The sequence below is a fragment of the Paracoccus sp. TRP genome, from assembly GCF_000185925.1.
Classification (GTDB): domain Bacteria; phylum Pseudomonadota; class Alphaproteobacteria; order Rhodobacterales; family Rhodobacteraceae; genus Paracoccus; species Paracoccus kondratievae.
Genome location: NZ_AEPN01000010.1, coordinates 1 through 22,883, shown reverse-complemented (window position 1 = coordinate 22,883; position 22,883 = coordinate 1). Strand labels below are relative to the sequence as shown.

The 22,883-nt window shown below is 63.7% G+C and carries 27 protein-coding genes; 2 read left to right on the top strand and 25 right to left on the bottom strand.

Annotation, left to right across the window (positions count from 1 at the left end; all coding sequences use genetic code 11):
• Nucleotides 1–3 precede the first annotated feature (3 nt).
• From trbK-alt to trbB, 6 genes are read right to left on the bottom strand one after another with little or no spacing between them, the layout of a single operon-like run.
• Entirely contained in the window at nt 4–291 is a 288-nt protein-coding gene (gene trbK-alt / locus PARACOCCUSGL_RS0108160) for a putative entry exclusion protein TrbK-alt (RefSeq protein ID WP_010395132.1), read from the bottom strand.
• Nucleotides 292–301: 10 nt separating this feature from the next.
• On the bottom strand, nt 302–1,081 hold the full coding sequence (gene trbJ, locus PARACOCCUSGL_RS0108155; protein WP_010395130.1) for a P-type conjugative transfer protein TrbJ: 780 nt from the start codon (nt 1,079–1,081) through the stop codon (nt 302–304).
• On the bottom strand, nt 1,078–3,534 hold the full coding sequence (gene trbE / locus PARACOCCUSGL_RS0108150) for a conjugal transfer protein TrbE (protein WP_010395128.1): 2,457 nt from the start codon (nt 3,532–3,534) through the stop codon (nt 1,078–1,080). The genes trbJ and trbE overlap by 4 nt, the downstream gene beginning before the upstream one ends.
• 13 nt (nt 3,535–3,547) lie before the next feature.
• The gene (locus tag PARACOCCUSGL_RS0108145) at nt 3,548–3,829 is read right to left on the bottom strand and encodes a VirB3 family type IV secretion system protein (RefSeq protein WP_003170524.1); all 282 of its coding nucleotides are present in this window, start codon (nt 3,827–3,829) and stop codon (nt 3,548–3,550) included.
• Nucleotides 3,829–4,161 (bottom strand): TrbC/VirB2 family protein, encoded by a 333-nt coding sequence (locus tag PARACOCCUSGL_RS0108140; RefSeq protein WP_003170525.1) that lies wholly within the window; start codon nt 4,159–4,161, stop codon nt 3,829–3,831. The genes PARACOCCUSGL_RS0108145 and PARACOCCUSGL_RS0108140 overlap by 1 nt, the downstream gene beginning before the upstream one ends.
• On the bottom strand, nt 4,158–5,147 hold the full coding sequence (trbB, locus tag PARACOCCUSGL_RS0108135) for a P-type conjugative transfer ATPase TrbB (RefSeq protein ID WP_010395117.1): 990 nt from the start codon (nt 5,145–5,147) through the stop codon (nt 4,158–4,160). The genes PARACOCCUSGL_RS0108140 and trbB overlap by 4 nt, the downstream gene beginning before the upstream one ends.
• A gap of 331 nt (nt 5,148–5,478) precedes the next feature.
• On the opposite strand from trbB, the gene nhaA reads away from it, so the two are divergent.
• Both nhaA and PARACOCCUSGL_RS0108125 read left to right on the top strand, forming a co-directional pair.
• Complete coding sequence (gene nhaA / locus PARACOCCUSGL_RS0108130; RefSeq protein ID WP_010395115.1) at nt 5,479–6,711, top strand: Na+/H+ antiporter NhaA; 1,233 nt, start codon at nt 5,479–5,481, stop codon at nt 6,709–6,711.
• 45 nt (nt 6,712–6,756) lie between these two features.
• A complete protein-coding gene (locus PARACOCCUSGL_RS0108125) occupies nt 6,757–8,001 on the top strand; it encodes a glycosyltransferase (RefSeq protein WP_010395113.1) in 1,245 nt (414 codons plus the stop codon).
• Nucleotides 8,002–8,043: 42 nt separating this feature from the next.
• Here the strand turns inward: PARACOCCUSGL_RS0108125 and PARACOCCUSGL_RS0108120 are convergent, their stop codons facing one another.
• From PARACOCCUSGL_RS0108120 to PARACOCCUSGL_RS20415, 19 genes are all read right to left on the bottom strand, one after another.
• Nucleotides 8,044–8,466 (bottom strand): CopG family transcriptional regulator, encoded by a 423-nt coding sequence (locus PARACOCCUSGL_RS0108120; protein WP_010395110.1) that lies wholly within the window; start codon nt 8,464–8,466, stop codon nt 8,044–8,046.
• 3 nt (nt 8,467–8,469) lie between these two features.
• Entirely contained in the window at nt 8,470–10,461 is a 1,992-nt protein-coding gene (locus PARACOCCUSGL_RS0108115; protein ID WP_010395107.1) for a conjugal transfer protein TraG, read from the bottom strand.
• Between the two features lie 30 nt (nt 10,462–10,491).
• The gene (locus tag PARACOCCUSGL_RS0108110; RefSeq protein WP_010395105.1) at nt 10,492–12,255 is read right to left on the bottom strand and encodes a DUF3363 domain-containing protein; all 1,764 of its coding nucleotides are present in this window, start codon (nt 12,253–12,255) and stop codon (nt 10,492–10,494) included.
• A gap of 250 nt (nt 12,256–12,505) precedes the next feature.
• A complete protein-coding gene (locus tag PARACOCCUSGL_RS0108105) occupies nt 12,506–13,291 on the bottom strand; it encodes a lytic transglycosylase domain-containing protein (RefSeq protein WP_010395103.1) in 786 nt (261 codons plus the stop codon).
• A gap of 3 nt (nt 13,292–13,294) precedes the next feature.
• Nucleotides 13,295–13,633: a DUF736 domain-containing protein gene (locus PARACOCCUSGL_RS0108100; protein WP_003167733.1), complete on the bottom strand. Its 339-nt coding sequence runs from the start codon at nt 13,631–13,633 to the stop codon at nt 13,295–13,297.
• 68 nt (nt 13,634–13,701) lie between these two features.
• Nucleotides 13,702–14,247: a S26 family signal peptidase gene (locus PARACOCCUSGL_RS0108095; protein ID WP_010395099.1), complete on the bottom strand. Its 546-nt coding sequence runs from the start codon at nt 14,245–14,247 to the stop codon at nt 13,702–13,704.
• Complete coding sequence (locus PARACOCCUSGL_RS0108090) at nt 14,244–14,765, bottom strand: DUF2840 domain-containing protein (protein ID WP_003167735.1); 522 nt, start codon at nt 14,763–14,765, stop codon at nt 14,244–14,246. The genes PARACOCCUSGL_RS0108095 and PARACOCCUSGL_RS0108090 overlap by 4 nt, the downstream gene beginning before the upstream one ends.
• A complete protein-coding gene (locus PARACOCCUSGL_RS0108085; protein ID WP_010395097.1) occupies nt 14,762–15,016 on the bottom strand; it encodes a hypothetical protein in 255 nt (84 codons plus the stop codon). The genes PARACOCCUSGL_RS0108090 and PARACOCCUSGL_RS0108085 overlap by 4 nt, the downstream gene beginning before the upstream one ends.
• Nucleotides 15,013–15,651, bottom strand: a complete 639-nt coding sequence (gene parA / locus PARACOCCUSGL_RS0108080; RefSeq protein ID WP_010395094.1) for a ParA family partition ATPase — start codon at nt 15,649–15,651, stop codon at nt 15,013–15,015. The genes PARACOCCUSGL_RS0108085 and parA overlap by 4 nt, the downstream gene beginning before the upstream one ends.
• On the bottom strand, nt 15,648–16,808 hold the full coding sequence (locus tag PARACOCCUSGL_RS0108075) for a replication initiator protein A (RefSeq protein WP_029371818.1): 1,161 nt from the start codon (nt 16,806–16,808) through the stop codon (nt 15,648–15,650). Before PARACOCCUSGL_RS0108075 ends, parA begins: the two co-directional genes overlap by 4 nt.
• 17 nt (nt 16,809–16,825) lie before the next feature.
• Nucleotides 16,826–17,107 carry an AlpA family transcriptional regulator gene (locus PARACOCCUSGL_RS0108070; protein WP_003167739.1) on the bottom strand — a complete coding sequence of 94 codons (282 nt, stop codon included), beginning with the start codon at nt 17,105–17,107 and terminating at the stop codon, nt 16,826–16,828.
• A 135-nt stretch (nt 17,108–17,242) separates the two neighbouring features.
• The gene (locus tag PARACOCCUSGL_RS22685; protein ID WP_083825826.1) at nt 17,243–17,569 is read right to left on the bottom strand and encodes a DUF2285 domain-containing protein; all 327 of its coding nucleotides are present in this window, start codon (nt 17,567–17,569) and stop codon (nt 17,243–17,245) included.
• Nucleotides 17,570–17,759: 190 nt separating this feature from the next.
• On the bottom strand, nt 17,760–18,014 hold the full coding sequence (locus PARACOCCUSGL_RS22680; RefSeq protein WP_083825825.1) for a transcriptional regulator domain-containing protein: 255 nt from the start codon (nt 18,012–18,014) through the stop codon (nt 17,760–17,762).
• Nucleotides 18,015–18,126: 112 nt separating this feature from the next.
• Nucleotides 18,127–18,390, bottom strand: a complete 264-nt coding sequence (locus PARACOCCUSGL_RS0108060) for a DNA -binding domain-containing protein (protein ID WP_029371816.1) — start codon at nt 18,388–18,390, stop codon at nt 18,127–18,129.
• Between the two features lie 94 nt (nt 18,391–18,484).
• Complete coding sequence (locus PARACOCCUSGL_RS0108055; protein ID WP_029371814.1) at nt 18,485–18,745, bottom strand: helix-turn-helix transcriptional regulator; 261 nt, start codon at nt 18,743–18,745, stop codon at nt 18,485–18,487.
• Between the two features lie 281 nt (nt 18,746–19,026).
• Nucleotides 19,027–19,428: a single-stranded DNA-binding protein gene (locus tag PARACOCCUSGL_RS0108050; protein ID WP_003167746.1), complete on the bottom strand. Its 402-nt coding sequence runs from the start codon at nt 19,426–19,428 to the stop codon at nt 19,027–19,029.
• Nucleotides 19,429–20,135: 707 nt separating this feature from the next.
• On the bottom strand, nt 20,136–20,552 hold the full coding sequence (locus PARACOCCUSGL_RS0108040) for a hypothetical protein (RefSeq protein WP_010395074.1): 417 nt from the start codon (nt 20,550–20,552) through the stop codon (nt 20,136–20,138).
• Between the two features lie 164 nt (nt 20,553–20,716).
• Nucleotides 20,717–21,649 carry a DUF2493 domain-containing protein gene (locus PARACOCCUSGL_RS0108035; protein WP_010395073.1) on the bottom strand — a complete coding sequence of 311 codons (933 nt, stop codon included), beginning with the start codon at nt 21,647–21,649 and terminating at the stop codon, nt 20,717–20,719.
• Between the two features lie 335 nt (nt 21,650–21,984).
• Nucleotides 21,985–22,883: toprim domain-containing protein (locus PARACOCCUSGL_RS20415; RefSeq protein ID WP_010395068.1), on the bottom strand; the 899-nt coding region annotated here is incomplete at its 5' end.

Genomic DNA, 22,883 nt, shown 5'->3' with positions numbered 1-22,883 from the left:
GGATCACTGTCCTTGATTCTGAGGTGGTGCTGTGGGCGCCGGCGCACGGCCGAGGAAGCGGTCGCGGGTTTCGGCCCAGACGCGCATGCAGTCCGCATCGCTTGCGGCGCTCTGACCAAGCTGCTGGCACCGGCGTTGAGCCTCGCGCAGGGGATCGCGCACGGGCTCTGCAAGACCCGCGGGCTCCTCTGCGGGAGCTTCCTCCTTCCGGGTCATCTCGATCGCCGTCGCAGTGATCGCGATGGCGACGAAGACGACCGCGCCGAGCCGTGCCAGCAGCTTGCCATCCATGCTCGCGCCCTCAGTTGCCGTTGTTGAACATCTGGGCGTTGCCGGGCTGATAGCCGGAGCCAGGCGTCAGGAACCGGCGGCGTTGTTCGCGCCCCTGTTCGGCTGCGGCAGCCTTTTCTGCTTCGGTCAGCGCCCCGGCACGTCCATCGGCCGCAAGCAATGCGACAAGATCGGAGAGCTGCTGCGACTGGAGAGCGAGAAGCTGGTTGCCGGCCTGGGTCGCCTGGAGCGCGCCTGTCGCCCCCTGGCTTTGGCCGACCAGCGTCGAAACTTCGGCGCGGTTCGTGTCGATGTTGCCGACCACGCCGGCCTGGACGCGCATGGCGTCCTGCAGTCCGCCCACGGTGTTCTGCCAGCGTGAGCGCGCATCGGCGACGAGCTGTTGTTCCGTCGTCGACAGTGAGACATTGCCGTATTGTTGCTGAAAGGCCCGATCGATGCTCTGAACATCGAAGGCGATGTTCTGAGCCTGGCTCAGAAGCTGTTGCGTGCGCTGAAAGCCCTGTTGAAGCTGCTGGAGCGAGGAATGCGGCAGGCTCGCGAGATTGCGCGCCTGATTGATGAGCATCTGCGCTTCATTCTGGAGCTGTGTGATCTGGTTGTTGATCTGCTCCAGCGTGCGCGCGGCAGTGAGCACGTTCTGCGCGTAATTGGACGGATCATAGACGATCCGTCCGAAGCCAAATTGAGCATGCGCCGGAGAGATGAAGATCGGCGACAGGGCGACAGGCATCGCCAGCATTGTCGCGGCCATGAATAGTGCGCGCGAGCGGGAACGATGGATGGTCATGACGTAGTCTCCTTGGGGGCTGGTGGAACGAGATTGGCAAGGTCGGGGATAAGGTCGGCGGCCCAGTCGACGCCGCGCAGGCGCAGCCATGCGGGGAGGAATCCGTCCGGCCCATGCTCGGCGAAAATCCTGGCGATGGCCGTCTGATCGGTTTTGGAAGAAGCTGCGGTAAGCGCGAGCCCCACTTCGGAGAGGCCCAGGTCGAACAAGCGATTGCCGCGTCGCGACTGGCAGTAATAGTCCCGCTTCGGGGTGGCCCGCGCGAGGATCTCGATCTGCCGATCATTCAATCCGAAGCGACGATAGATTGCGGTGATCTGGGGCTCGATCGCCCGCTCGTTAGGCAACAGCAGCCGCGTCGGGCAGCTTTCGATGATGGCCGGGGCGATCGCCGAGCCATCAATATCGCTGAGCGATTGGGTGGCGAAGATGACCGATGCGTTCTTCTTGCGAAGGGTCTTTAGCCATTCGCGGAGCTGACCTGCGAAGCCTTCGTCATCGAGGGCGAGCCAGCCTTCGTCGATGATCAGCAGTGTGGGCGATCCGTCGAGGCGGTCGCCGATGCGGTGAAAGAGATAGGCGAGAACGGCGGGCGCTGAGCCTGTGCCGACAAGGCCCTCGATCTCGAACGCCTGCACCGCTGCATGCCCAAGATGCTCGTTCTCGGCATCAAGAAGCCGACCATAAGGCCCGCCGACGCAATAGGACCGCAAGGCTTGCTTGAGATCGTTCGATTGCAGCAGCACGCACAGGCCGGTGATGGTCCGTTCTTGGACAGGGGCGGAGGCGAGCGACGTTAAGGCGGACCAGAGGTGTTCCTTGACCTCTGGCGTGATCTGGATGCCTTCGCGCATGAGGATGGCGATGAGCCAGTCAGCGGCCCAGGCGCGTTCGGGCACGTCATGGACGCGCGCGAGAGGCTGAAGTGATACGGAAGACTCGGCACCGTCCGTCAGATCACCGCCAAGGTCGTGCCAATCGCCGCCCATCGCCAATGCCGCGGCCCGAATGGAGCCGCCGAAGTCGAAGGCGAAAACCTGAGAATTTTCGTAGCGGCGGAATTGGAGCGCCATCAGCGCCAGCAGCACGGACTTTCCAGCGCCAGTCGGACCGACGACGAGCGTATGGCCGACATCTCCGACATGAAGGGAAAACCGGAACGGGGTGCTTCCTTCGGTCTTGCCGAACAGCAAGGGGGGCGACCCGAAGTGCTCGTCCCGTTCCGGCCCCGCCCACACCGCTGAAAGCGGGATCATGTGGGCGAGATTGAGCGTGGAAATCGGCGGCTGCCGAACATTGGCGTAGACATTGCCCGGCAGCGAGCCGAGCCATGCGTCTACGGCGTTGATGGTCTCGGGCATGGCGGTGAAGTCGCGGCCCTGCACCACCTTCTCGACCAAACGCAGCTTTTCGTCAGCGATCCGCGGGTCGTTGTCCCAGACGGTGATGGTCGCCGTGACATAAGCCTGGCCGGCATAGTCGGCCCCTAGTTCCTGAAGTGCGAGATCGGCGTCTGCGGCCTTATTGGCTGCGTCGGTGTCAACGAGGGCGGACGCCTCGTTGGTCATGACCTCTTTCAGGATTGCGGCGATGGATTTGCGTTTGGCGAACCATTGCCGCCGGATCTTTGTCAGCAGCTTGGTGGCGTCGGACTTGTCGAGCAGGATTGCCCGTGTCGACCAGCGATAGGGGAATGCAAGACGGTTCAGCTCGTCTAGGATTCCGGGTGTCGTCGCGGTGGGGAAGCCGACGATAGTGAGGATGCGCAGATTGGAATGTCCCAGACGGGGCTCAAGCCCGCCGGTGAGCGGCTGATCGGCGAGCAGCGCATCCAGATAGATCGGCGTTTCGGGGACCCGCACCCGATGACGGTTGGTTGAAACGCAGGAATGCAGATAGGTCAGCGTCTCGGCGTCATCGAGCCAGCCGCATTCCGGCATGAAGCCATCGAGCAGCGACAGCACCCGGTCGGTGCGATCGATGAAGCCGCGCAGGACCTCATGCGGATCGACGCCGCTTCGGTCGCGTCCCTCATAGAGCCATGCTTCAGTCCGCGCCGCATCTTCGGCCGGCGGGAGATAGGTGAAGGTGAGGAAGTAGCCGGAAATGAAATGGGCGCCGGCTTCCTCGAAGTCCGCCTTGCGCTCGGCATCGACCAAGGCCGACGCTGGATCGGGAAAACGGCTCTCGGGATAGGTCGAGGCTTCGTGCCGTTGCGCTTCAACGAAGATCGCCCAGCCGGAGCCGAGCCGACGGAAGGCGTTGTTGAGGCGTCCCGCGACCGCGACTAATTCGGCCGCAACGGCACTGTCGAGGTCAGGGCCGCGGAAGCGTGCGGTGCGCTGGAACGAACCGTCCTTGTTGAGGACGGCGCCCTGGCCCACCAGAGCCGCCCAAGGCAGGAAATCCGCCAGGCGGCTGGCAGTGCGGCGATATTCAGCTAGGTTCATCATGGGCGGTGCTCCCTCAGACCGACAGGTGGCCGGGGATGCGCAGATGCCTCCGGCCGACCTCGACGAAGAGCGGGTCGCGCTTGGCGGCCCAGACGGCGGCGAAGTGGCCGACAACCCAGATGGCGAGACCGACAAGCCAGAGGCGCAGACCGAGGCCAACGGCTCCGGCCAAAGTGCCGTTCATGATGGCGATTGAGCGCGGTGCGCCGCCGAGAAGGATGTGCTCGGTTAGCGCCCGGTGGACCTGCACGGTGAAGCCCGGCACCTCGTCGAGCTGTTCCAGCCTACCCGCCATCACACAAGCGCCCCGCCGCCGAACGAGAAGAAGGAGAGAAAGAAGCTGGATGCGGCGAACGCGATCGACAGACCGAACACGATCTGAATCAGACGGCGGAACCCGCCGGACGAGTCGCCGAAGGCCAGTGTGAGGCCGGTAACGATGATGATGATGACCGCGACGATCTTGGCGACCGGGCCCTCGATCGATTGCAGGATCGATTGAAGCGGCGCTTCCCAGGGCATGGACGAACCGGAAGCGTGAGCGGCCGGGGTGAGGATCAGGGTCGCATAGGTGACGGCTGCTGCCGCCGTGACATGGCGACGGATGCGCCGGGCGTGACGGATCATGAGGGATCTCCTGTTGGGCTTGAGGCTGAGGTTGCGGGAGTGACGCGGTAGTCGCCGTCCGGGCCGAGGCCATCGACGCGCGCAAGTTCGGCGAGCCGGCGTTGCGAGCCGCGACCAGCGAGAACAGCGACGAGGTCGATGGTCTCGGCGATCAGCGCCCTTGGGACGGTGACGACGGCTTCCTGGATGAGTTGCTCGAGGCGGCGCAGCGCACCGATCCCTGTGCCGGCATGGATGGTGCCGATGCCGCCCGGATGACCCGTTCCCCAGGCCTTGAGCAGGTCGAGAGCTTCTGAGCCGCGGACCTCTCCGATCGGAATGCGGTCTGGGCGCAATCGCAGCGAGGACCGCACCAGATCCGACAAGGTGGCGACACCGTCTTTGGTGCGCATGGCGACCAGGTTGGGAGCGGAGCATTGCAGCTCGCGCGTGTCCTCGATGATGACGACGCGATCCGTGGTCTTGGAGACCTCGGCGAGCAACGCATTGGTGAGTGTGGTCTTTCCGGTCGAGGTGCCGCCGGCGACAAGGATGTTGGCCCGGGCGGCGACCGCCCCGCGAAGCGTCTCGGCCTGGTCCGCCGACATGATTCCGGCGGCCACATAGTCGTCGAGCGTGAAGACTGCGACAGCAGGTTTGCGGATCGCGAAAGCCGGCGCCGCCACAACTGGGGGCAATAGACCCTCAAACCGCTCCCCCGTCTCGGGTAGTTCGGCTGACACCCGCGGATTGCCCGGATGGACCTCGGCGCCGACATGATGCGCGACGAGTCGCACGATCCGTTCGCCATCTGCGGGCGCCAGACGCTCTCCTGTGTCGGACAGTCCTTCGGACAGCCGGTCGATCCAGAGCCGGCCGTCAGGATTGAGCATCACCTCGACGATCGACGGATCTTCCAGAAACCGCGCGATGGCCGGTCCAAGGGCCGTGCGCAGCATGCGCGCGCCGCGCGTGATCGCTTCCGATTTCTGGTGAGATGCCGCCATGTCGTCCCCTTGCGGCCAGGGACCGTTCAGCCGGCCCTGGATCGGGGATGATTAAAAGAGCCCGAAGTTGGGCTGATTCAACAAGTCTTTGTCGGAGTAGTAGCGTGGCGTGCAAATACAGGAGAACGGCGGACAGTGCTTTACTGAAAAGCATGTGCGGTCAGGGAGTGGTCGCGACGCGAATCCAAAAAATGCGACGCAATCGACACGGTTTCGCTGGCGATGCCCCGCAGTTTGGGTATGATAGGGACATCATGGCGTGTGCTGCGTGCGCCAGGGTCTCGCCCTAATACGGAGAAGAGAACAACTCTTTCCCAGAGGACGCAGCCCTATGGCCTCAACGCAGCCTGTCAGCCCCAATCGCGGGCGCATCAATTCCACGCTCCGGCAGTTCCTCGACAATGAGGCCTCTGGCGGCATCGTTCTCATGGTCGTTGCAGCGCTCGCCATCCTGACGGCGAATTCGCCAGTCGCCGAGAGCTACTTTGCCGCGCTACGCGCCTATGTTGGTCCATTGAGCGTTCAGCACTGGATAAACGACGCGCTGATGGCCGTGTTCTTTCTGCTGGTCGGGCTTGAGATCAAGCGGGAGATGCTGGACGGGCAATTGTCGAGTTGGAGCCGGAGGCTGCTTCCCGGCGCTGCGGCCGCGGGCGGAATGGCTGTTCCCGCATTGATCTATGTTGCCTTCAATCTCGGCAACACTGCCGCCATGCGTGGATGGGCGATCCCGGCCGCAACCGATATAGCTTTTGCACTCGGTGTGCTGTCGCTGCTCGGGCCAAAGGTGCCAGCGTCTTTGAAAATCTTCCTCGCGGCGCTCGCAATCATCGACGATCTCGGGGCCGTCATCGTGATTGCCCTGTTTTATACCGCCGATTTGAGTCTTCCCGCGTTAGCCGGTGCGATGCTGGTTGTCGGTGCGCTGACTGTGATGAACAGGTCCGGCGTCATGCGCCTTTGGCCCTATCTGATTCTTGGGGCCGTGCTCTGGGTGCTGGTGCTGCGCTCAGGTATTCATGCCACCCTGGCTGGCGTTGTACTGGCGTTGACCGTTCCCATCCGCCTCACACCCGGAACCCCTGAAGCCTCGCCGTCGGCTTCCCCTCTGCATCAGCTCGAACATCTTCTGCAAAAGCCGGTCGCCTTTCTGATCGTCCCGATTTTCGGCTTTGCCAATGCTGGGGTTTCCTTCGCGGGCGTGACGCCGGGGGTCTTGATCGAGCCGCTCACACTCGGCGTGGCGGCTGGTCTAGTTGTCGGGAAGGTGGTCGGCGTGTTCGGTACCGTAGCCATTCTGGTAAAAGCCCGGCTTGCCGATCTCCCTGCCGCCGCAAGCTGGGGGCAGACGCTTGGCGTTGCGCTGCTATGCGGAATAGGCTTCACGATGAGTCTGTTCATCGGCTTATTGGCGTTTGACGATCCTGCATTACAGGACCGCGCCAAGTTCGGGATTTTGTTTGGTTCGCTGATCGCCGGATTGGCGGGGTACTTTATCCTGAGGATTTCTAATCGCAGGCGGGCGAGTTCCGCCTTGGCCACGTCGTTGGAGCGCAAATCGTAACACTCAATACGTTGCATTATCGGCGACCTTTACAGGGATAAGAGGATGCGTCTTTCCATCCACACGCTCGGCACGCGCGGCGACATTCAGCCTTATCTCGCGCTTTCTCGTGGGCTCAAAGCGCGCGGGCATGAGGTGCTGATTGTTGCGCCTGCCCAGTTCGCCGAGATGGCAACGGCCGAAGGCGTTGCGTTTGCGCCTTTGCCATCTGAGTTCATAGAGCTGCTCGAAACCGCCGAAGCGAAAAAGGCTATCGGCAGCTCGGGCGCTGGTTTTGGAGCCGGCTTCAAGCTGCTGCGGTACTATCGCGAGATAGGCCGAAAGCTGCTTGATGCCGAGTGGGATGCCGCTCGTATGTTCGCTCCTGAAGCGATTTTGTTCCACCCCAAGGCGCTCGGCGCACCCCATATCGCGGCGAAGCTCGGCATTCCGCTCTTCCTCGCATCTCCGCTGCCGGGCTTCTCCTACACGTCAGCCTTTCCAACACCTATCCTTCCGTTCGGTTCGCTTGGACCGCTCAATCGGGTAAGTCATGCGCTGATGATCCACGGCGGACGCATCCTGTTTGCAAAGACAATCCGGGCATGGCGAGCTGAGGCGCTGGGGACTTCTGCTCGCGGCAAATCAGCTCCGCTGAGTGGAACACTCTATGGTTACAGTCCGCACGTACTGCAAAAGCCGAAAGACTGGGGCGCAGACGTTGCAGTGACCGGCTATTGGTTCCTCGATACGCCGGATTGGAAGCCCGACGCGGAGCTTGCTGATTTCCTCGCGGCTGGCGATCCGCCGATCTATATCGGCTTCGGCAGCATGCCCGGTGTTGATCCGCAACGGCTGGCAAGTCTCGTGGTCGACGGTTTGAAGCGAGCGGGCAAGCGGGGGTTGCTCGCGACCGCGGGCGGTGCGCTCGGGCAGATCGAGCCGAGTCGGCATATCCATGTCATCTCGGGCGCTCCGCACGACCGGCTCCTTCCGCTTATGCACGCAACGCTACATCACGGCGGTGCTGGGACCACTGGCGCTGCTTTGCGTTCGGGCAACCCCACGGCCATTTGTCCATTTCTCGGTGATCAGCCCTTCTGGGCGCGTCGCGTCGTTGCTCTTGGGGTGGGGCCAAAGCCCCTCGTCAAGGATGCGATGACAGCCGAGGACCTGGCTTCCGCCTTTCTGGCGATGGACGATGTCGGCATGCGCGCCCGTGCCGCCGAAATTGGAACAGCTATCCGTGCCGAGGATGGGGTCGCGGCCGCCATCGACTTTATCGAGAGAAAGCTGAACCAAGCCAGATGACAGCAATGTGCTCAAAAGCCGTCGCTGCCGCCCCGCCACTCTTCAGCTCTCGCGTTGATCGTCCGAACCGATATCGTCGGGTATCTCACGCAAGAAGCTCTGACCCTGTTGGAGGCGCCGTCCGATCGTCTCGATAAACCCTTCGTAGCGTTCGCGGCCCTTCGCCTGCGCAGCTGAGTTGGCGTCGCCGGTCAGCGGCGGCGTGACCGACAGCCAGAAGCGAACGTATAGGGCAAGCGTCTCGGCCGTGATGCCGAGATCGCGTTCGATGCGCTGGATCTGCCTGGTCATGCGGTCGAGACGGCGTGTGAGGGCGGCTTCGCGCTTGTCTGCTCCATCAGGCGAAAGAAACGATGCGACCGCGGCCTCGACGATCGCCGAGCGCGAGATCTTCTTGCGGTCCGCGAGGTCGGCGATCTGGCGCAGCATCTCAGGCGGAAAGTACACATTCATGCGGTCGCGCATGGCTCAGAGCTCCATATTGTCGTTGGGGTCCATGGCGACCTGGCGGGCGATTCCAGTCATGTGGCGGCGAAGCGCTTGCCGTTGGCGCGCGGCGTCCTCGGGTTCGTCGTCGAGCAGAGCTTTGAACTCGTCGGCAGGGTTCGGATCGGTCGTTTCCTTGACGATGGCGACATGATCGGGAAGCTCGGGTTCTCGACGAAGGCCGCTATTGGCCGCGTCTTGCTCGGCCTTCTGGATCTCGGCGAGCAGCGCAGCGTCCGGCGCCTGCGGCTTCAGCTCTGTCCAGGCGTCCTTGCGCGTCGTGCGACTGGTTTTAGCCGGGTCCGGCGGGGGCAGTACGCGCTCGACGAAGCGCTTGTCCTCGAAGTAGCGCGCCTTGTTGGCCCGGATCGGCGGGGTCGCCGCCAACATGACGATTTCATCGTTGGGCGGAAGCTGCATGATCTCACCGGGGGTCAGCAGCGGACGCGCGGTTTCAGAGCGCGACACCATGAGATGACCGAGCCAGGGCGACAGACGGTGCCCGGCGTAGTTTTTCATCGCCTTCATTTCGGTGGCTGTGCCGAGCGCATCCGAGACGCGCTTTGCGGTGCGCTCGTCATTGGTCGCGAAGCTCACGCGGACATGGCAGTTGTCGAGGATCGAGTTGTTGGCGCCGTAGGCCTTTTCGATCTGGTTGAGCGACTGGGCGATGAGGAAGGCTTTCATGCCGTAGCCGGCCATGAAGGCGAGCGCGCTTTCGAAGAAGTCGAGGCGGCCGAGAGCCGGAAACTCGTCGAGCATCATCAGCACGCGGTGCCGCCGGGCCTTGGTGTGCAGATCCTCGGTCAGGCGGCGACCGATCTGGTTGAGCACAAGCCGGATCAACGGCTTGGTGCGCGAGATGTCGGATGGCGGGACCACCAGGTAGAGGGTGGCCGGCCGCGCGTCCTCGATCAGGTCGGCGATGCGCCAGTCGCAGCGGCGTGTCACTTCAGCGACGACGGGATCGCGGTACAGGCCCAGAAAGGACATGGCGGTGGACAGGACGCCGGAGCGCTCGTTGTCGGATTTGTTGAGCAGTTCGCGGGCCGTTGAAGCGATGACGGGGTGCGGGCCGGCCTCGCCGAGATGTGGCGTGGTCATCATCGCCGCCAGCGTGGTTTCGATCGGGCGCTTCGGGTCGGACAGGAAACCTGCGACGCCGGCGAGGGTCTTGTCCTTCTCGGCATAGAGGACGTGAAGGATGGCGCCGACCAGCAAAGAGTGACTGGTCTTTTCCCAGTGATTGCGTTTCTCCAGCGAACCCTCGGGGTCGACCAGGACGTCAGCGACGTTCTGGACGTCGCGCACCTCCCACTCGCCGCGCCGCACTTCGAGCAGAGGATTGTAGGCGGCCGATTTCGGATTGGTGGGGTCGAACAGCAGCACCCGACCGTGCTTCGAGCGGAAGCCGGCGGTGAGCTGCCAGTTTTCGCCCTTGATGTCGTGGACGACGACGGAGCCCGGCCAGGTCAGCAGGGTTGGGACGACGAGGCCGACACCCTTGCCGGATCGGGTCGGAGCAAAACACAGAACATGCTCCGGTCCGTCGTGGCGAAGATAGTCACGATCGAGCTTACCGAGGACGACGCCGTCAGGGTTGAGCAGGCCCGCCGCCTTCACCTCCTGCGGCTTCGCCCATCGAGCCGAGCCATAGGTTTCGATGTTCTTCTGTTCGCGGGCGCGCCACACCGACATGCCTATGGCGACCGCGATGGCGATGAAGCCGCCTGATGCGGCGATGACGCCGCCCTTGGCGAACACGCCCGGCGCATATGCGTCGAAGAAGTACCACCACCAGAAGATCGCAGGGGGATAATAGATCGGCGTCCCGGCAAGCTCGAACCATGGTGTGCCGAGCTGGGCCTGATAGCCAAGTTGCCAGGCGACATATTGCGTCGCGCCCCAGGTGGTGAGGAGGATGATCAGAAAGACGGTGAGGATCTGGCCCCAGAGGATTTTGGTGGCGGACATTCGCCGGGTCCTTTCTTGCTGCTTGTGGTGCTAGAGGCCCAGGCCGCGCTGGCGGCCAAGACTCCACTCGATGCCGCCATGCCCCTTGGCGACGCCGGCGATATGCTGGCCGAGCTTCTTTTCGAGCGGCGGTGTCCAGGGCACGAGCTGGAAGCCGAGCCCATTGTCGATCATGGCGAAGCGGCCCGAGGTGAGTGCGATACGCTGGCGATAGACACCGGCGACATGCTCGCCGGCCTGCGCTTTCTGGTACGGCAGTCCGTGTTCGCTCTGGAGCTTCGTGCCAACGGCATCGAGCTCGCGCTGCCGCAGCGTATTGAGGAGATCGCGTTGCAGCAGGATGCGTTGGCCCTGCCGGCGGGCAAGGCCTTCATCGGCCAGATGCTCGGCGCGCGCCTGCATGGCGTCGCGCACCTCAGCGCCGAAGCCTCCCATCGACATGGGCATCGCCTCGCGCTCAACCAGGCGATGATCCAGCCAGGTCGCGCCCGGCGCCGTGATCTGGCGGTTGAGATCGAAGTCCGATCGGTTGGCGAGCGCCAGCGTCGGCCGGGGATCGTCTGGGCCCCCGAAGCGACGTACCTCGACGATGCCGCCAATCGGGGGCGCATGCTCGAAGGCCTCGATCCCGCGGAAGCGGACATGGTGCGCGCGGCCGTCCGTGCCGTCGATCACGGCATAGGCTTCGCCGGTCAGCTCGTCATGCAGGCCGCGATCGACCAGGCGGCCAATAACGGGTGAACCCGCCCCGCTGCCGTCGATCGTGTAATCGCTGACGCCGCGATCCTGACCACGCTCGGTGAAGGCGCGGTGCATGGTCTTGATGATGTCGCCGCGAATGCCGAGATCGCGCAGTGTGCGTTCGGCCTGCAGCCCGACGGTCCATTCCCCTGGAGCGCCTTGCGCCGCGAGCTCCATCCTTTCGAGATGCTGGAGTCTGCCGATCATCAGGCGGCGCAGCGAGGGATCGGCCTTGCCGTTCGCCTCGGGGCGCAGGTCGATAAAGCCGGTCTCGTCGGCGGCGATGCGGATTTCGACATCGAGCCGTGTCCAGCGCTCGGCGGTGACTTCCTTTTCCAGCGCGTTGCGGATTTCATGTTCGGGCTTGGGGCCGAGTTCGATGGAGACAAGATCCTCGGCGCGGGAGCGCAGGCCGCGGCTGATGTAATCGCGCGAGATGACCAGATCGGCGCCGGTCTCGTCGACGCCGCGCACAAGCAAATGCACATGCGGATTGTCGGTGTTCCAGTGATCGACGGCGACCCAGTCGAGCTTGGTGCCCAGATCCGATTCCATCTGGTTGGCGAGGTCGCGGGTGAACTCTCGCAGATCGGTCATGTCCCCCGCGTCTTCGGGCGAGACGATGAATCGAAAATGATGCCGGTCATCCCTGCATCGGTCGGAGAAGGCGAGATCGTCGGCGCGCTCGTTCGTCGCGTCGAACAAGACCCCCTTCTCCCCATCACGGCTGACGCCTTCGCGCTTCAGGTAGGACACATGAGCCGAGAGTGGCGCGGAGCGGAATGACTTGCCCTGATGGCGGACCACGCGCGCCTTGATGACGACACGGCGCGAAGCAGTGAATATGCGCGAACGGCTGAAGCTGGTTCGTCCACGCCCGAAGGTTGAATGACCACGGCCGGCGCTTCTCTTGGCGGTCTGCCCTTCGCCAGAGCTGTGTCCGGCCTTCTTCGAAGCCCTCAGCACTTGATTGATGAAGCTCTTGGACTTGGGTGCGCGCGTGGATTTGATGCGTCCTGGGCGGACGCGGAAATCGCTGTCGCCCTCGCTCATGGGAGGGCCTCCCGAGACGGCGCGAAGGCGCACAGTGCCGAAAACACTGTTGAAATCGCTGGGTAAAACAGCAGTCGCGGCACGCGACCCGACCGACCGGCACGCCAAAAGCCAAGCCATGTCAATGGCTTGTGCGAATATGGCGAGGCCCTTTTATCTCGCCGTCCTGCTGTCGTTGCTCTCTGCTCCTCCCACCCTTCCGCACAACGCTCTCTGGAACACGCCAAGGTGCGCCATGATGCGAACCGGCTCATTGCGGGTCTCCATCGTCGGCACGGGCAACGAAAATGCTGCCGCTTTGCACAGAATTGGTGGGACCTTCGCCCGATGACGGCGCAGTCCGGGCGTCGTTTTCTTGCGGTTCGGATATCGTTTTGCGCGCATCCAGACCGTGGGCTGACGGCGTGACGAAGAGCGGCGCTCGCCGCCAAGCGTGCGGATCGGCGGCGGCAACAGTGACGGTCCCCGGTGCGGGTGGCGACAGGTTAGCCCCGCCGATCAATGGCGCGAGCGTGGCGACATAGGCGCGGGTTTCTGCCGGAAGGGGGCGGCCCGCGAGGTATTCCTCATAGCGTCCGGGTCCAGCGTTATAGGCTGCAAGAAAGCCCGGCGATCCGTAGCGATCGTACATTTCGCGCAGATAGGCCGTACCAGCGATGATGTTGTCGCGCGGGTCGAACGGATCGCGTCCAAGGCCATAACGGACGCGCAATTCCGCCCAGGTGGCGGGCATGACCTGCATCAGGCCCATTGCGCCCGCCGATGAGACGGCGCCCACGTCATCGGCGCTTTCGACGCGGCGCACCGACCTGATCCAGTGTTCGGGAATGCCGAAACGCTGCGAGGCTTCGGTCACGAAGGCGGCGTGAGGATCGTGGGTTGGCTGCGCGATCGACGGAGCGCTCTGCGCCAGTACGTCGAGCGGCGGCGCGGCGGAAACAGACAGGCCGGAAAGGAGGAAGAGGATGATGCACCGGGCAGCGCGAGGCCGCCCGGTTGACATCGGCGATGCGGGGTTCGTGCGAGCGATCCGCATGCGCTATTCCCGTTCGCCGCGCTTCTGAGGGCGGCTCCAGTGCAAAGACCAGGAGGTCGTATCAGCCCCGTTCTGGAACAGGCGGGCACGGATCGGCTGCGCAAAGCTGGGGTCGTCGATCAGCAGTGACAGATATTCGCCAGCCTTTTCGCTGGACTCCGTCCAGGCCGCGCCGATCTCCGGTGCGTTATCGTCCGCGCCGTGATGGACGCGGTAGCTCGGCGCGTTCTCGACGTCCGAAGGATCGACGGGAACGATGGTGATCTCGCGAAACAGGGTGAGCGTATGAATGCGGCCGGTGAAGCCAGATTCCTCGCGGGTGAATTCGCCGATTTGCGGCATGGCGGTTTCCTTTCAAGATGCGGTGGAGAAGGATTGGGCGAGCACCACGCCCGCCTCAGGCTGGGCGATCACCGCGTTGGCGCCCGCCATTCGAAGCGGCCGTGGCCGTCCTCGTCGGTCCACAAGGGAACCGCGCGGCCGATGACGGCGCTGGCCGGGATCGGGCCGAAATAGCGGCCGTCCAGACTGTCGGGAACGTCCCAGTTCATGAGGAAGATCTCGCCGTCCGTGACGATGCGGCAGCCCTGCCAATCGGGGAGCGGTCGGTCGATGCGGTCGCGTTGGAGTGCCGTTCCCATCGCGACGCCGTCGACACTGATCAGGACGCCGGAGCGGCAGACGGTCTGCCCAGGAAGGCCAAGGACCCGTTTCAGGAGCGGCGTGTCGCGCGGCAGGTATCCGCCATCGGCGAGGAAGCTCGCAATCGGTTCCGGCGCAGCGACGGCGACCAGATCGGTGACTTCGAGCCGCTTTGCAGGTTCGACCGAATAGAAACCGATCGGGGTGCTGGCCGAGGCATTCCAGATGAGTTTGGTGGGGGCGTCGATCCACGTCGTCACGGCGATCGCGCTGGACGCTACGAACGTCGCCATGGCCCATTTGAGGTCGGTCATGGCGCGATCCTCCGACGCTTAAGCCACGCCTGGTGCTGATCGCGCGAGTAGCGGCGTGCGTCCTGGCCGGCGCTCAGTCGGTTGTGTACATGCCGCCAATAGTCTGGCGCGGCTTCGGCCGGATCGAGCGAAAGGGCCTCGATCGCGTCGATGAGCTGCAGCACGCGTTCGACCTTCGGCCAGCTTTCGATCTTGAGCAGGATGTCGCCGCCGGGGCGTACAAAGGGCAGCGTCTGATAGGCTTCGCCGGGCGTGATGGCGCGCACGATATCGATGCGCGAGATGATCGTGCCGAAGTCGTTGGACGCCCACCGGACGAAGGCGAAAGTCGTGCCGGGCCTGAAGGAGAGGACGCGGCGGCGGCGATCAAGGATCGTCTCCTGCACGTCTTGACCGAACCTGATCCAGTATTCGATCTGCTTTTCCACCCATGTCAGCTCGACGTGGGTGAGACGGTCGGTTTGGAAAGACGACGGCATCGAGCCGCCGCGCATGCGGGGGGCCGCGATGCCGGTCATGACGGGTCTCCTGGCGATTGGGGGAATTCGCGCGCGAGCAATTCGCGAAGCATGTCGGCGACGGTGACGCCGCGTTGAAAGGCGGCGATCTTGATGCGACCGCGCACCTCCGGCGTAACGTCGATGGTCAGCCTTGCGGTGAAGCCCGTGCTGGAAGCTGGACCGGGCGACCCCGGTTCAGCGGACTTGATCCAGTCGTCTGGATTGGAAGGCCGGGCGACGAAGCCGCGCCGGGAGCTGGCTTTGGTCATGGCGCCAACCTCCCGACTTCCGCAGTCAGGGCGGCGATCTCGCGCGCGGCCGCGCTATTGTCGTCGGCCTCAAAAACGAGGCGTCCGGACTGCGCCAGGTCGGCGAAGGCGACACGCTGGCCGATCGTTGCCGACATCAGGGGCGGATCGTGATCGGCCAGTGTCTCGGCGGTCTCGCGGGCGATGACGGTGCGTGCAGCGCAGCGGTTGAGTACGAAGCGGGCGAGGAGTTGCGGCCGATAGATTCGGGCCTCTGCGAGCAGCGCCAGCATTTCGGCCGAGGCCCAGCCATCGAGAGGTGACGGCTGCACAGGGATCAGGACAAGATCGGCGGCGAGCAGCGCCGAACGCATACGACCTGCAACGCGCGGTGGTCCGTCGATGACGATGTGATCGGCGTCACGCGCGAGCTCGGGCGCCTCGCGATGAAGTGTGTCGCGCGCCAAGCCGATGACGCCGAACAGGCGAGGCAGGCCCTCGCGGGTGCGTTGCTGCGACCAGTCGAGCGCCGATCCCTGCGGGTCGGCATCGATCAGGGTGATGCGCTTGCCTTCACGCGCCCATTGACCGGAAAGATGCAGCGCGAGCGTCGTTTTGCCGACGCCGCCTTTCTGATTGAGAAGTGCGACGATCATTTCGCGCCTCCAGGCTCGTCGCCGAAGGTGCGATGCGCGTGGCCGGAAGAGCGGTCCGTACAGGCGGAGCTACGAAGAGCCTGATCGGTTACATGCGCTTGAAGTGATGGCTTTTTGGCCTGGTTCGGCCGCCTTCCGGCGATGTTTTCCACATCGCGCGCGCGCTCTTCAAAGTTAGATTCTTGGTTAGACTCTAAGTTAAGGGCGCGATTTCGCTTTTTGTTTCCAGAGCTTACACCCTGTTTCGGTTCCCGATAGCACGAGCCTCCGGTTCCCGATAGCACGATAGGTCGGGTTCCTGATAGCACGAGGCCGTCCACAGGTTGTCCACAGGCCGCCGATGGTTCGAAAGCAAGCAGCAACCGGCCGCCGACTTCGACCTCAAGGAACAGCGAGTAGCCGGGCAATGGCTGGCGGCGAATGATGTCGCGCAGCTCGAACGCGAAGCGCTTGAATGGCGAAAGACTGCCGGATTTCTGATGCAGGTGGCGGAAGTCGAAGCGCCAGCCATTGCGTTGTTTGCCGCCATGCTTGCGCACAATGCGGTAGAGCCAGCGGTCGAGGCCTCCAGTGAGACCGAAATAGTCCCGGTCTATGGTCAGGACGAGCGCATCGTCGAGAACGGCGCGGTAGAACCAGTCCGGCACGATCAGCTCGATGCCGGCGGGACGCCCCTGGCGATCGGTGCGCTCCTGCCATTCATTGATCCAGGAGAAACGGTGGCGGCGGCCTTCGGCCGCTTGCCGTATCGAGGTTGCGACCGTGGTCGACTGCAGCCGGTCGAGGGCAGCCTTGAGGCGCTGATAATCGCGCATCGATACGCCGCGGCCGATGAAATTGAGGATCTCGTAGGGGGTGGCGGCCATCAGGCGCGAAGTGCGAAGACCTTTGTCGCGCGCTTCGACGATCTGGCTCGCCGCCCAGATGAGGATGTCGGCATCCCAGATTGTGGCCATGCCATGATCGGGAACCGCCTCGACGCGGATGCTCACGTCGCCGGCGACGAAATCGATCGGCGCGGTGCGGTGTGACTTGGAGAGGGAGAAGAACGGATAGGCCATGAGGTCCTGCGCGTCGCGGGGCGCGAAATCGCCAGGGAGCGCGTGGAACAGATCGAGTTGTCCGCGCTCCGGAGATGGGCGATGCCGCGTCGTCATTGAAAAGACCGCGCGGATCAGCGGGCGTGACGGCCGGCATGGGATGCCGGTGCGGGCTCATGGCGTTTCGCGGGCAGCACGCTGCCCCGCGGATCGGAGGTGGACGTCACGGCGCCGCGTTCAGCCCATGCCTCAAGCTCATTGACGGAATAGACGACGCGCCCGCCAAGCTTGCGATAGGCCGGCCCGGTGCCGTAGGTCCGGTGCTTTTCGAGGGTACGGGCCGAGAGACTGAGGAATTCGGCGGCTTCCTTGGTGCGGAGGAAGCGCGGCGGCAGGGTCGCGAGATTGGCGTTCATGGTGGCCTCCGTGGCTTTCGCGGGAGCCGCTGGCGATCAGCGGCGAACGAAGGCCACGGTGGCGAAGAAGAATAGCGAAGGGGGAGTGCGAACTTGGGGGGGCCTAATTCGCACACCTTGCCCTAGTAGCGCAGGTTACGAACGACGGCGGTGGCGAAGAAGCTTGCGGTAACCGCCGTCGATCATCGCGAAGCCGTCCTTGACCAGATCGAGGACAGCGTCCCGGAGCGCGGACGTTTTCCAGGGGTCGCTGGCAACGCGTTCAACGCCGAAAATCGCTTCGGCGATCTCGCGATAGTCGGCGTTGTGCAAACGGCCGTCAGCGGCGCGCAGCATGTTTTTGAGACGACGGCGCTGCTGCGCCGTCATCCGACTGTCCTGTGGCACAGGCAGGCCGTGAAGGCTTCGCCAGAGTCTGATCAGTGACTGGACACGATCCAGGCTGTGGGCGTCGAGCGGAATGATGGCGGCGATGGACTGCGTCGGCTCGAGACCCGCTCTCGCGACAAGGTGCAGGCGACCGCTTCCGGTGAGAACCGATATATGCAGTCCTTCCTCTGAACTGCGGCTGATTTCCGAGCGAATATCCTCGAAAATGCGAGGGCTGACCTGCTCAATTTCCGGGGCGGGTCCGATATGGACTACGCTGGTGTCAGCTTCCGGCGTCCAGAAAACAGGTTGTTCGAGTGCATTCAGGCTGGGCCTGGCGGGGAAATCGGAGACCCCAGCGATCGCCGATCGCTTCGGTCTCAGGCCCGAGTTCGGAGGCCATGCGGATGGAGTTTGCGTAGTCGCGCTGGTAATCGAGATTGCGCCGAAGGCACTCCCACGCCAGTGCATCTACATCTGCCCGATCGAGATAGTCGTATGTAGTTGATGATCGCCATTCTCTTGTATCGGGCGTCATTTAATCCTCCCCGTTCAGCGAATACGCGTACAGAGCGAATTGATTCCGGGGATTCTATTTCTTGGGAAGGTTGCAAGGCGCAACAGGCGTTGCACTTGAGACAACACGGGATCTAATGAGGCCGGCCGCGCCTGAGCTGCCGGTAGCCATGCTCGGTCATCCAGTGTGCGCGAGCCAGATGGCTGTCGTGGACGCGGCGAGCGCGGTCCGGCTCAGTCGTTGGACAGATGCCGAAAAGAACCTCGGCCGCTTCGCGCCAGTCTGCTCCATCTGCCTCTGCGTCCAGCAGACGAGCATAGAGCTTGATGTGCTGTCGGTCATATTCGGTGAGCGACAGCATGGAAGGGGCTTCGTCGAGGAAATCAATTGTGGTCATTAGTCGGCACGTGACACTCTGGGATGGCGGTTGCTATTCTTAAGCACCATTACAGCGCGACGATGACAAGCGGGAGGCGGTAGAAGGGTGGGAATTACCGGACTCTGCTGCGTTCGGCTGCTTCGTGCACATCGACAAGCATAACCCCTTCGTTGCGGCCCGATCTGATGAAGGCGATTCCTTCGGCCTCAAGCGCTCTGCGGACCTGGTCGCTGGTGCTTTCATACACACGCAGTTCAGCGGCCGACTCCATGCGCTTGAGCGCCGTCAGCGAAACCTTGGCCTTGTCAGCGAGCATCTCCTGTGTCCAACCCAGTAATGCGCGCGCGGCCCGTGTTTGTCGGGAAGTGATCATGCATGATCACCTCCCACCGTGCGTCAACGTCACGCCAGAACTACGGCTATTATAGACGGAGTTGGAGTGGAAAGCGACCCAGAATCGGTGTTCCTAGAGATTTGACGTCTGGTCAGTGGCGGGGGCGATTCGGGCAGTGCTGGGTTCTCTCTCCAAGCCAAGGCGAGCAGGAGAGATTGTTCGAGGCTTATCGTGCTGCCGGAAGACGACGACTCATGCCAGGAACGCCAGACAATTAGGAAATCCCGGCGGCTTGCGCCGCCGGGCTCCCGGTATCCCGCTCAGAACGGGATGTCATCGTCGTCGATGAACTTGCCGTCTTCGTTCTGGGTCTGCTTTGCCCGGCTGAGGAAGTCCACCGTCTCGGCGATGATCTCGCAGCCGTAGCGCTCAACGCCCTGCTGATCGGTCCACTTGGTGTAGTGGATGCGGCCGCGAACCAGAACCTTCATGCCCTTCTCGCAATGCTGCTGGATCGTCTTACCGAGGCCGTTGAAGGCGGTGATCCGGTGCCATTCGGTGTCCTGGACGCGATAGCCGTCCTTGTCTCGGACAACCTTGCCTTCCGAGTAGCGGGGGCGCGAGGTGGCCAGCGTGAAGTGGGTGATCGAGGTGCCGCTCTGGGTGTTGCGGGTTTCGGGGTCCTGGCCGATGTTGCCGGCAAGAATGACGATGTTCTGCATTGTAAGTCTCCGTTGCTTCTCGAAGGGACCATCCCTCCGACGAGACCCGGCCAAGGCCGTCGGGAGACGCCAGCAAGTGCCGCCTTGGCGGCACCTCGCCCTTAAGGCCCGGAGTGGAGCGGGCAGCCGCGCTTGCGCGGCAACACGGTCCGGAGCCGCGGGGGTTGCGGTCGGAAACCGAACGGACTTAGGGGATCAGTCAGTCGGAGGGATTGGCGCCTCGGAAAGCTCACACCGGGGACGCACAGCAGAACCGTTCGTCCTTCCCGGCAACGAGGGCGCTACAGGCCCCGATATGAAACCCGCATCAGAGCGGGGTGCGCGCCGCCGGGATCGCCGTCACGAGCCGCAGCACGCCGCCAGTCGGAAGGCGAGCCGGGACCAGGACGAAACGGCTATTGGGCTCCAGGATGTATGGCGTTGTTCCACCCCGTCGGCCGAAGGTGCGATCCAGTGAATTGCAGGGCTGGAGAGCATGAAGGTGTTCGCGGACGCCACGACACGGAGGGGAACGAAGCAGAGAGTGGCGACCTTGCTAAGGCTGGGAGGGTATCAGCCGATGACCGACTTCCACAGCGGGGCCAATCGGAGCGAAGACCCTGGCCCTTACAGCGCCGGTGGCGCCATTCCTCAGAGCAGGATGCCGGAAGCCCAACAGTGCAAACCGGCGCAGATTTTTTTGTGACGAGCGGCGATTCGCGATCGCATCAGCGAGACAGGACGCCTGTACCGAGCGCATTGAGATTGAGCATCGCCGCTATGCCGATGAAGAGACCGCCGGCGCCGCCGAGCAGGTTCAGCATAATCGTCGAGTCGACGAAATTCTTCGTGACGCCATGCACGAGCGCATAACCGGCGATCATCGCCGGCACCGCGAATACGGCGAGGGCGATAAGCCGCAAGGCCGGGTTCTTGGCAAAGCCTACGACGGCGATGACCAGCGCCACGGATAGCAGCGCCGCGCCGAGGGCGGCGAGCGCCGACAACAGGAAGCCGGCCTCCATTCCATAGACATATTGAAAGGCCGTCAGCCCGACCATGAACGGCAAGGCGTAGATGGCAAAGTTGTAGGCGATGACGCAAAGCGCGATCGTCAGGGAGATGGCAAGCAGGATGAGGGTCACGGCAGCCTCCGCATGAACGATTGAGGATCACCACAGGCTGCCGGATAATACGCTCCGCCTGCGACTATGCCAGTTCGCCGTTGCTGCAAATATTCTTCAAGAAAGCCATCAACCTCGTGTTCAGTCAAGTAGAGGCGGCTGGCAGGCCGCCGAGCGGCGGCGCTTTACGCGCCGCCGTCGAACTTCATGACTGGAATGCCGAGCTTGCGCGCCTTATCCGCAAGGTTCTCCTGAATCCCGGTGCCGGGGAAGACCAGGACGCCGACCGGCAGGACATCGAGCATGGCGTCGTTGCGCTTGAAGGGCGCGGCCTTGGCGTGCTTCGTCCAGTCGGGCTTGAAGGCGACCTGCGGCACCTTGCGACTGTCAGCCCAGCGGGAGGCGATCAGTTCGGCGCCCTTCGGCGAGCCGCCGTGCAGGAGCACCATGTCCGTGTGCTTGGCATGAACCTGATCGAGCTTCGTCCAGATCAGGTTGTGATCGTTGAAGTCCGCACCGCCCGTGACGGCGACTCTGGGACCGGCGGGCAGCAGCACCTCGGTCTCGGCCCGGCGCTTAGCGGCGAGGAAATCGCGGCTGTCGATCATTGCCGAGGTGAGGTTGCGATGGTTGACCATCGAACCGCTGCGCGGCCGCCAGGGCGTGCCGGTGTGGTGCTCGAAGGCGTCCGCCGAGAGGTCGCGGAAGAGTTCCATGCTGTTGCGCCGTTCGACCAGGGTCTGTCCCTCCGCCGTGAGGCGTTCGAGTTCGACGCTCTTGACCTCGCTGCCATCCTGTTCCCGCTGAAGGCGGCGCTGCCCCTGCTCGTTGTCGTCGAGTTCGCGTTCGACCCGGTCGGCGGCGCGATGGAAGAGATTGACCGTCGACCAGAGGAGATCGTCGAGATCGGGTTCGAGGCGGGTGTCGCCGAGCGTCGAGACGAGGGCGTCGAAGATGTCTGCGACGGCTGCGGCGACGGTGTTGCCCTCCGGTAGCGGACGCGGATCGGGTTCGTCCTGGAAAGGGCGGTAGCCATAGAGCTGGAGTTCGGTGAGGACGTGATCGGTGGGGGATGAGGTGTGGAACGGCTCGAAGCCTGCGTCATCGTCTTCGTTCATCATCGGGAGCATCCTTCGTCTAGAGACCGCGCCCATCGCGGCCTTCGCAGGCGTCGAAGCTCACGGGCGGGACGGCCTGGCAGCCCTCGTGCTCCCGCGAGGGCCTTGATGGCCAAGCCGGCTATTTTGCTTCGCGATGCAAAGGCGGGGCTTGCCCCGCCGGCGGAAAATAGCCGAAAGCGCAGCGCCATTGCCCGGCTGGCCCGTTTGTGAGCCGATCGCCCCCTCAGAAGGCCGTGGGCGCCCTCTCCGACGCGGGAAGGGTGTTCCCGATGATGAGCGGAGACGGCAGGCGGAGCCATTCAGAGCTTTGCCCCATCCCCCCGCCGATCCTCTCACCCCTCCATGAACCGGCTGACGTCCACGGGATGAAGCTGATCCTTCAGGGCCGCCCGGAGGGCATCGACGCCGCGCCAGCGCAGATCCTCGTTGAAGTCCTCGCGCGCTGGCGACATCGCAACCGCTTCGATCCCGACGCTCGCGGCTCGGGCGATCAGGCTGTCTCTCGCGCCGTCCCCAGCCGGATCACGATCGCGAAGGACATAGAGCCTGCGTAGCGTCGCCGGGAACAGGATGGCGGCGAGGTGTGCGGCCGAGAGCGCCGCCAGCATCGGCATGTGCGGCAGAACCTGACGGGGCGACAGCACGGTCTCGATGCCCTCTCCGGCGACCAGCACATCGCCGGCAACGCCAAAGCGGACGCCGTGTCCGAGAAGGTCGCCCATCGCCCGCCTCGGCGTTTCGACAGGCGCCTTGCCCGAGCCGTCCGGGGCGAGCCAGGTGCGGTGCGCGCCGGTCTGTCGCCCGTCAAGGTCGGTGACGGACGCGATCATCGCCGGCCAGATCTCCGTGGGCGAATGCTCGTCGGGCCGATAATAGCACCGGGGATGGTAGCGCAGTGCGGTGCCGCCGATGAGCGACGTGATTGCCCGCCCGCTGAGGTAGGTCGCCGCGAGCGTGCCGGGGATCGGCTGCGACATGGCGAACAGCCGCCGCGACGCTTCGGGCGAACCGACGGCAATGCTCGATGTCCTGCCGGTCGGTGTCCCTGTCTGTTCCGGCGAGGGATGCGGGAGACTGAGGAAACGGCGCGCTTCCTCGGCCACATCCTTGAAATCGACGAGGCCAAGCGCCTCGCGGATGATGTCGAGCAGATCGCCATGGTCGCCGGTGGCGGCGTCGGTGTTATGTGGAATTCCACATAAGACCGAACATGTTGCGGCGAATGTTATGT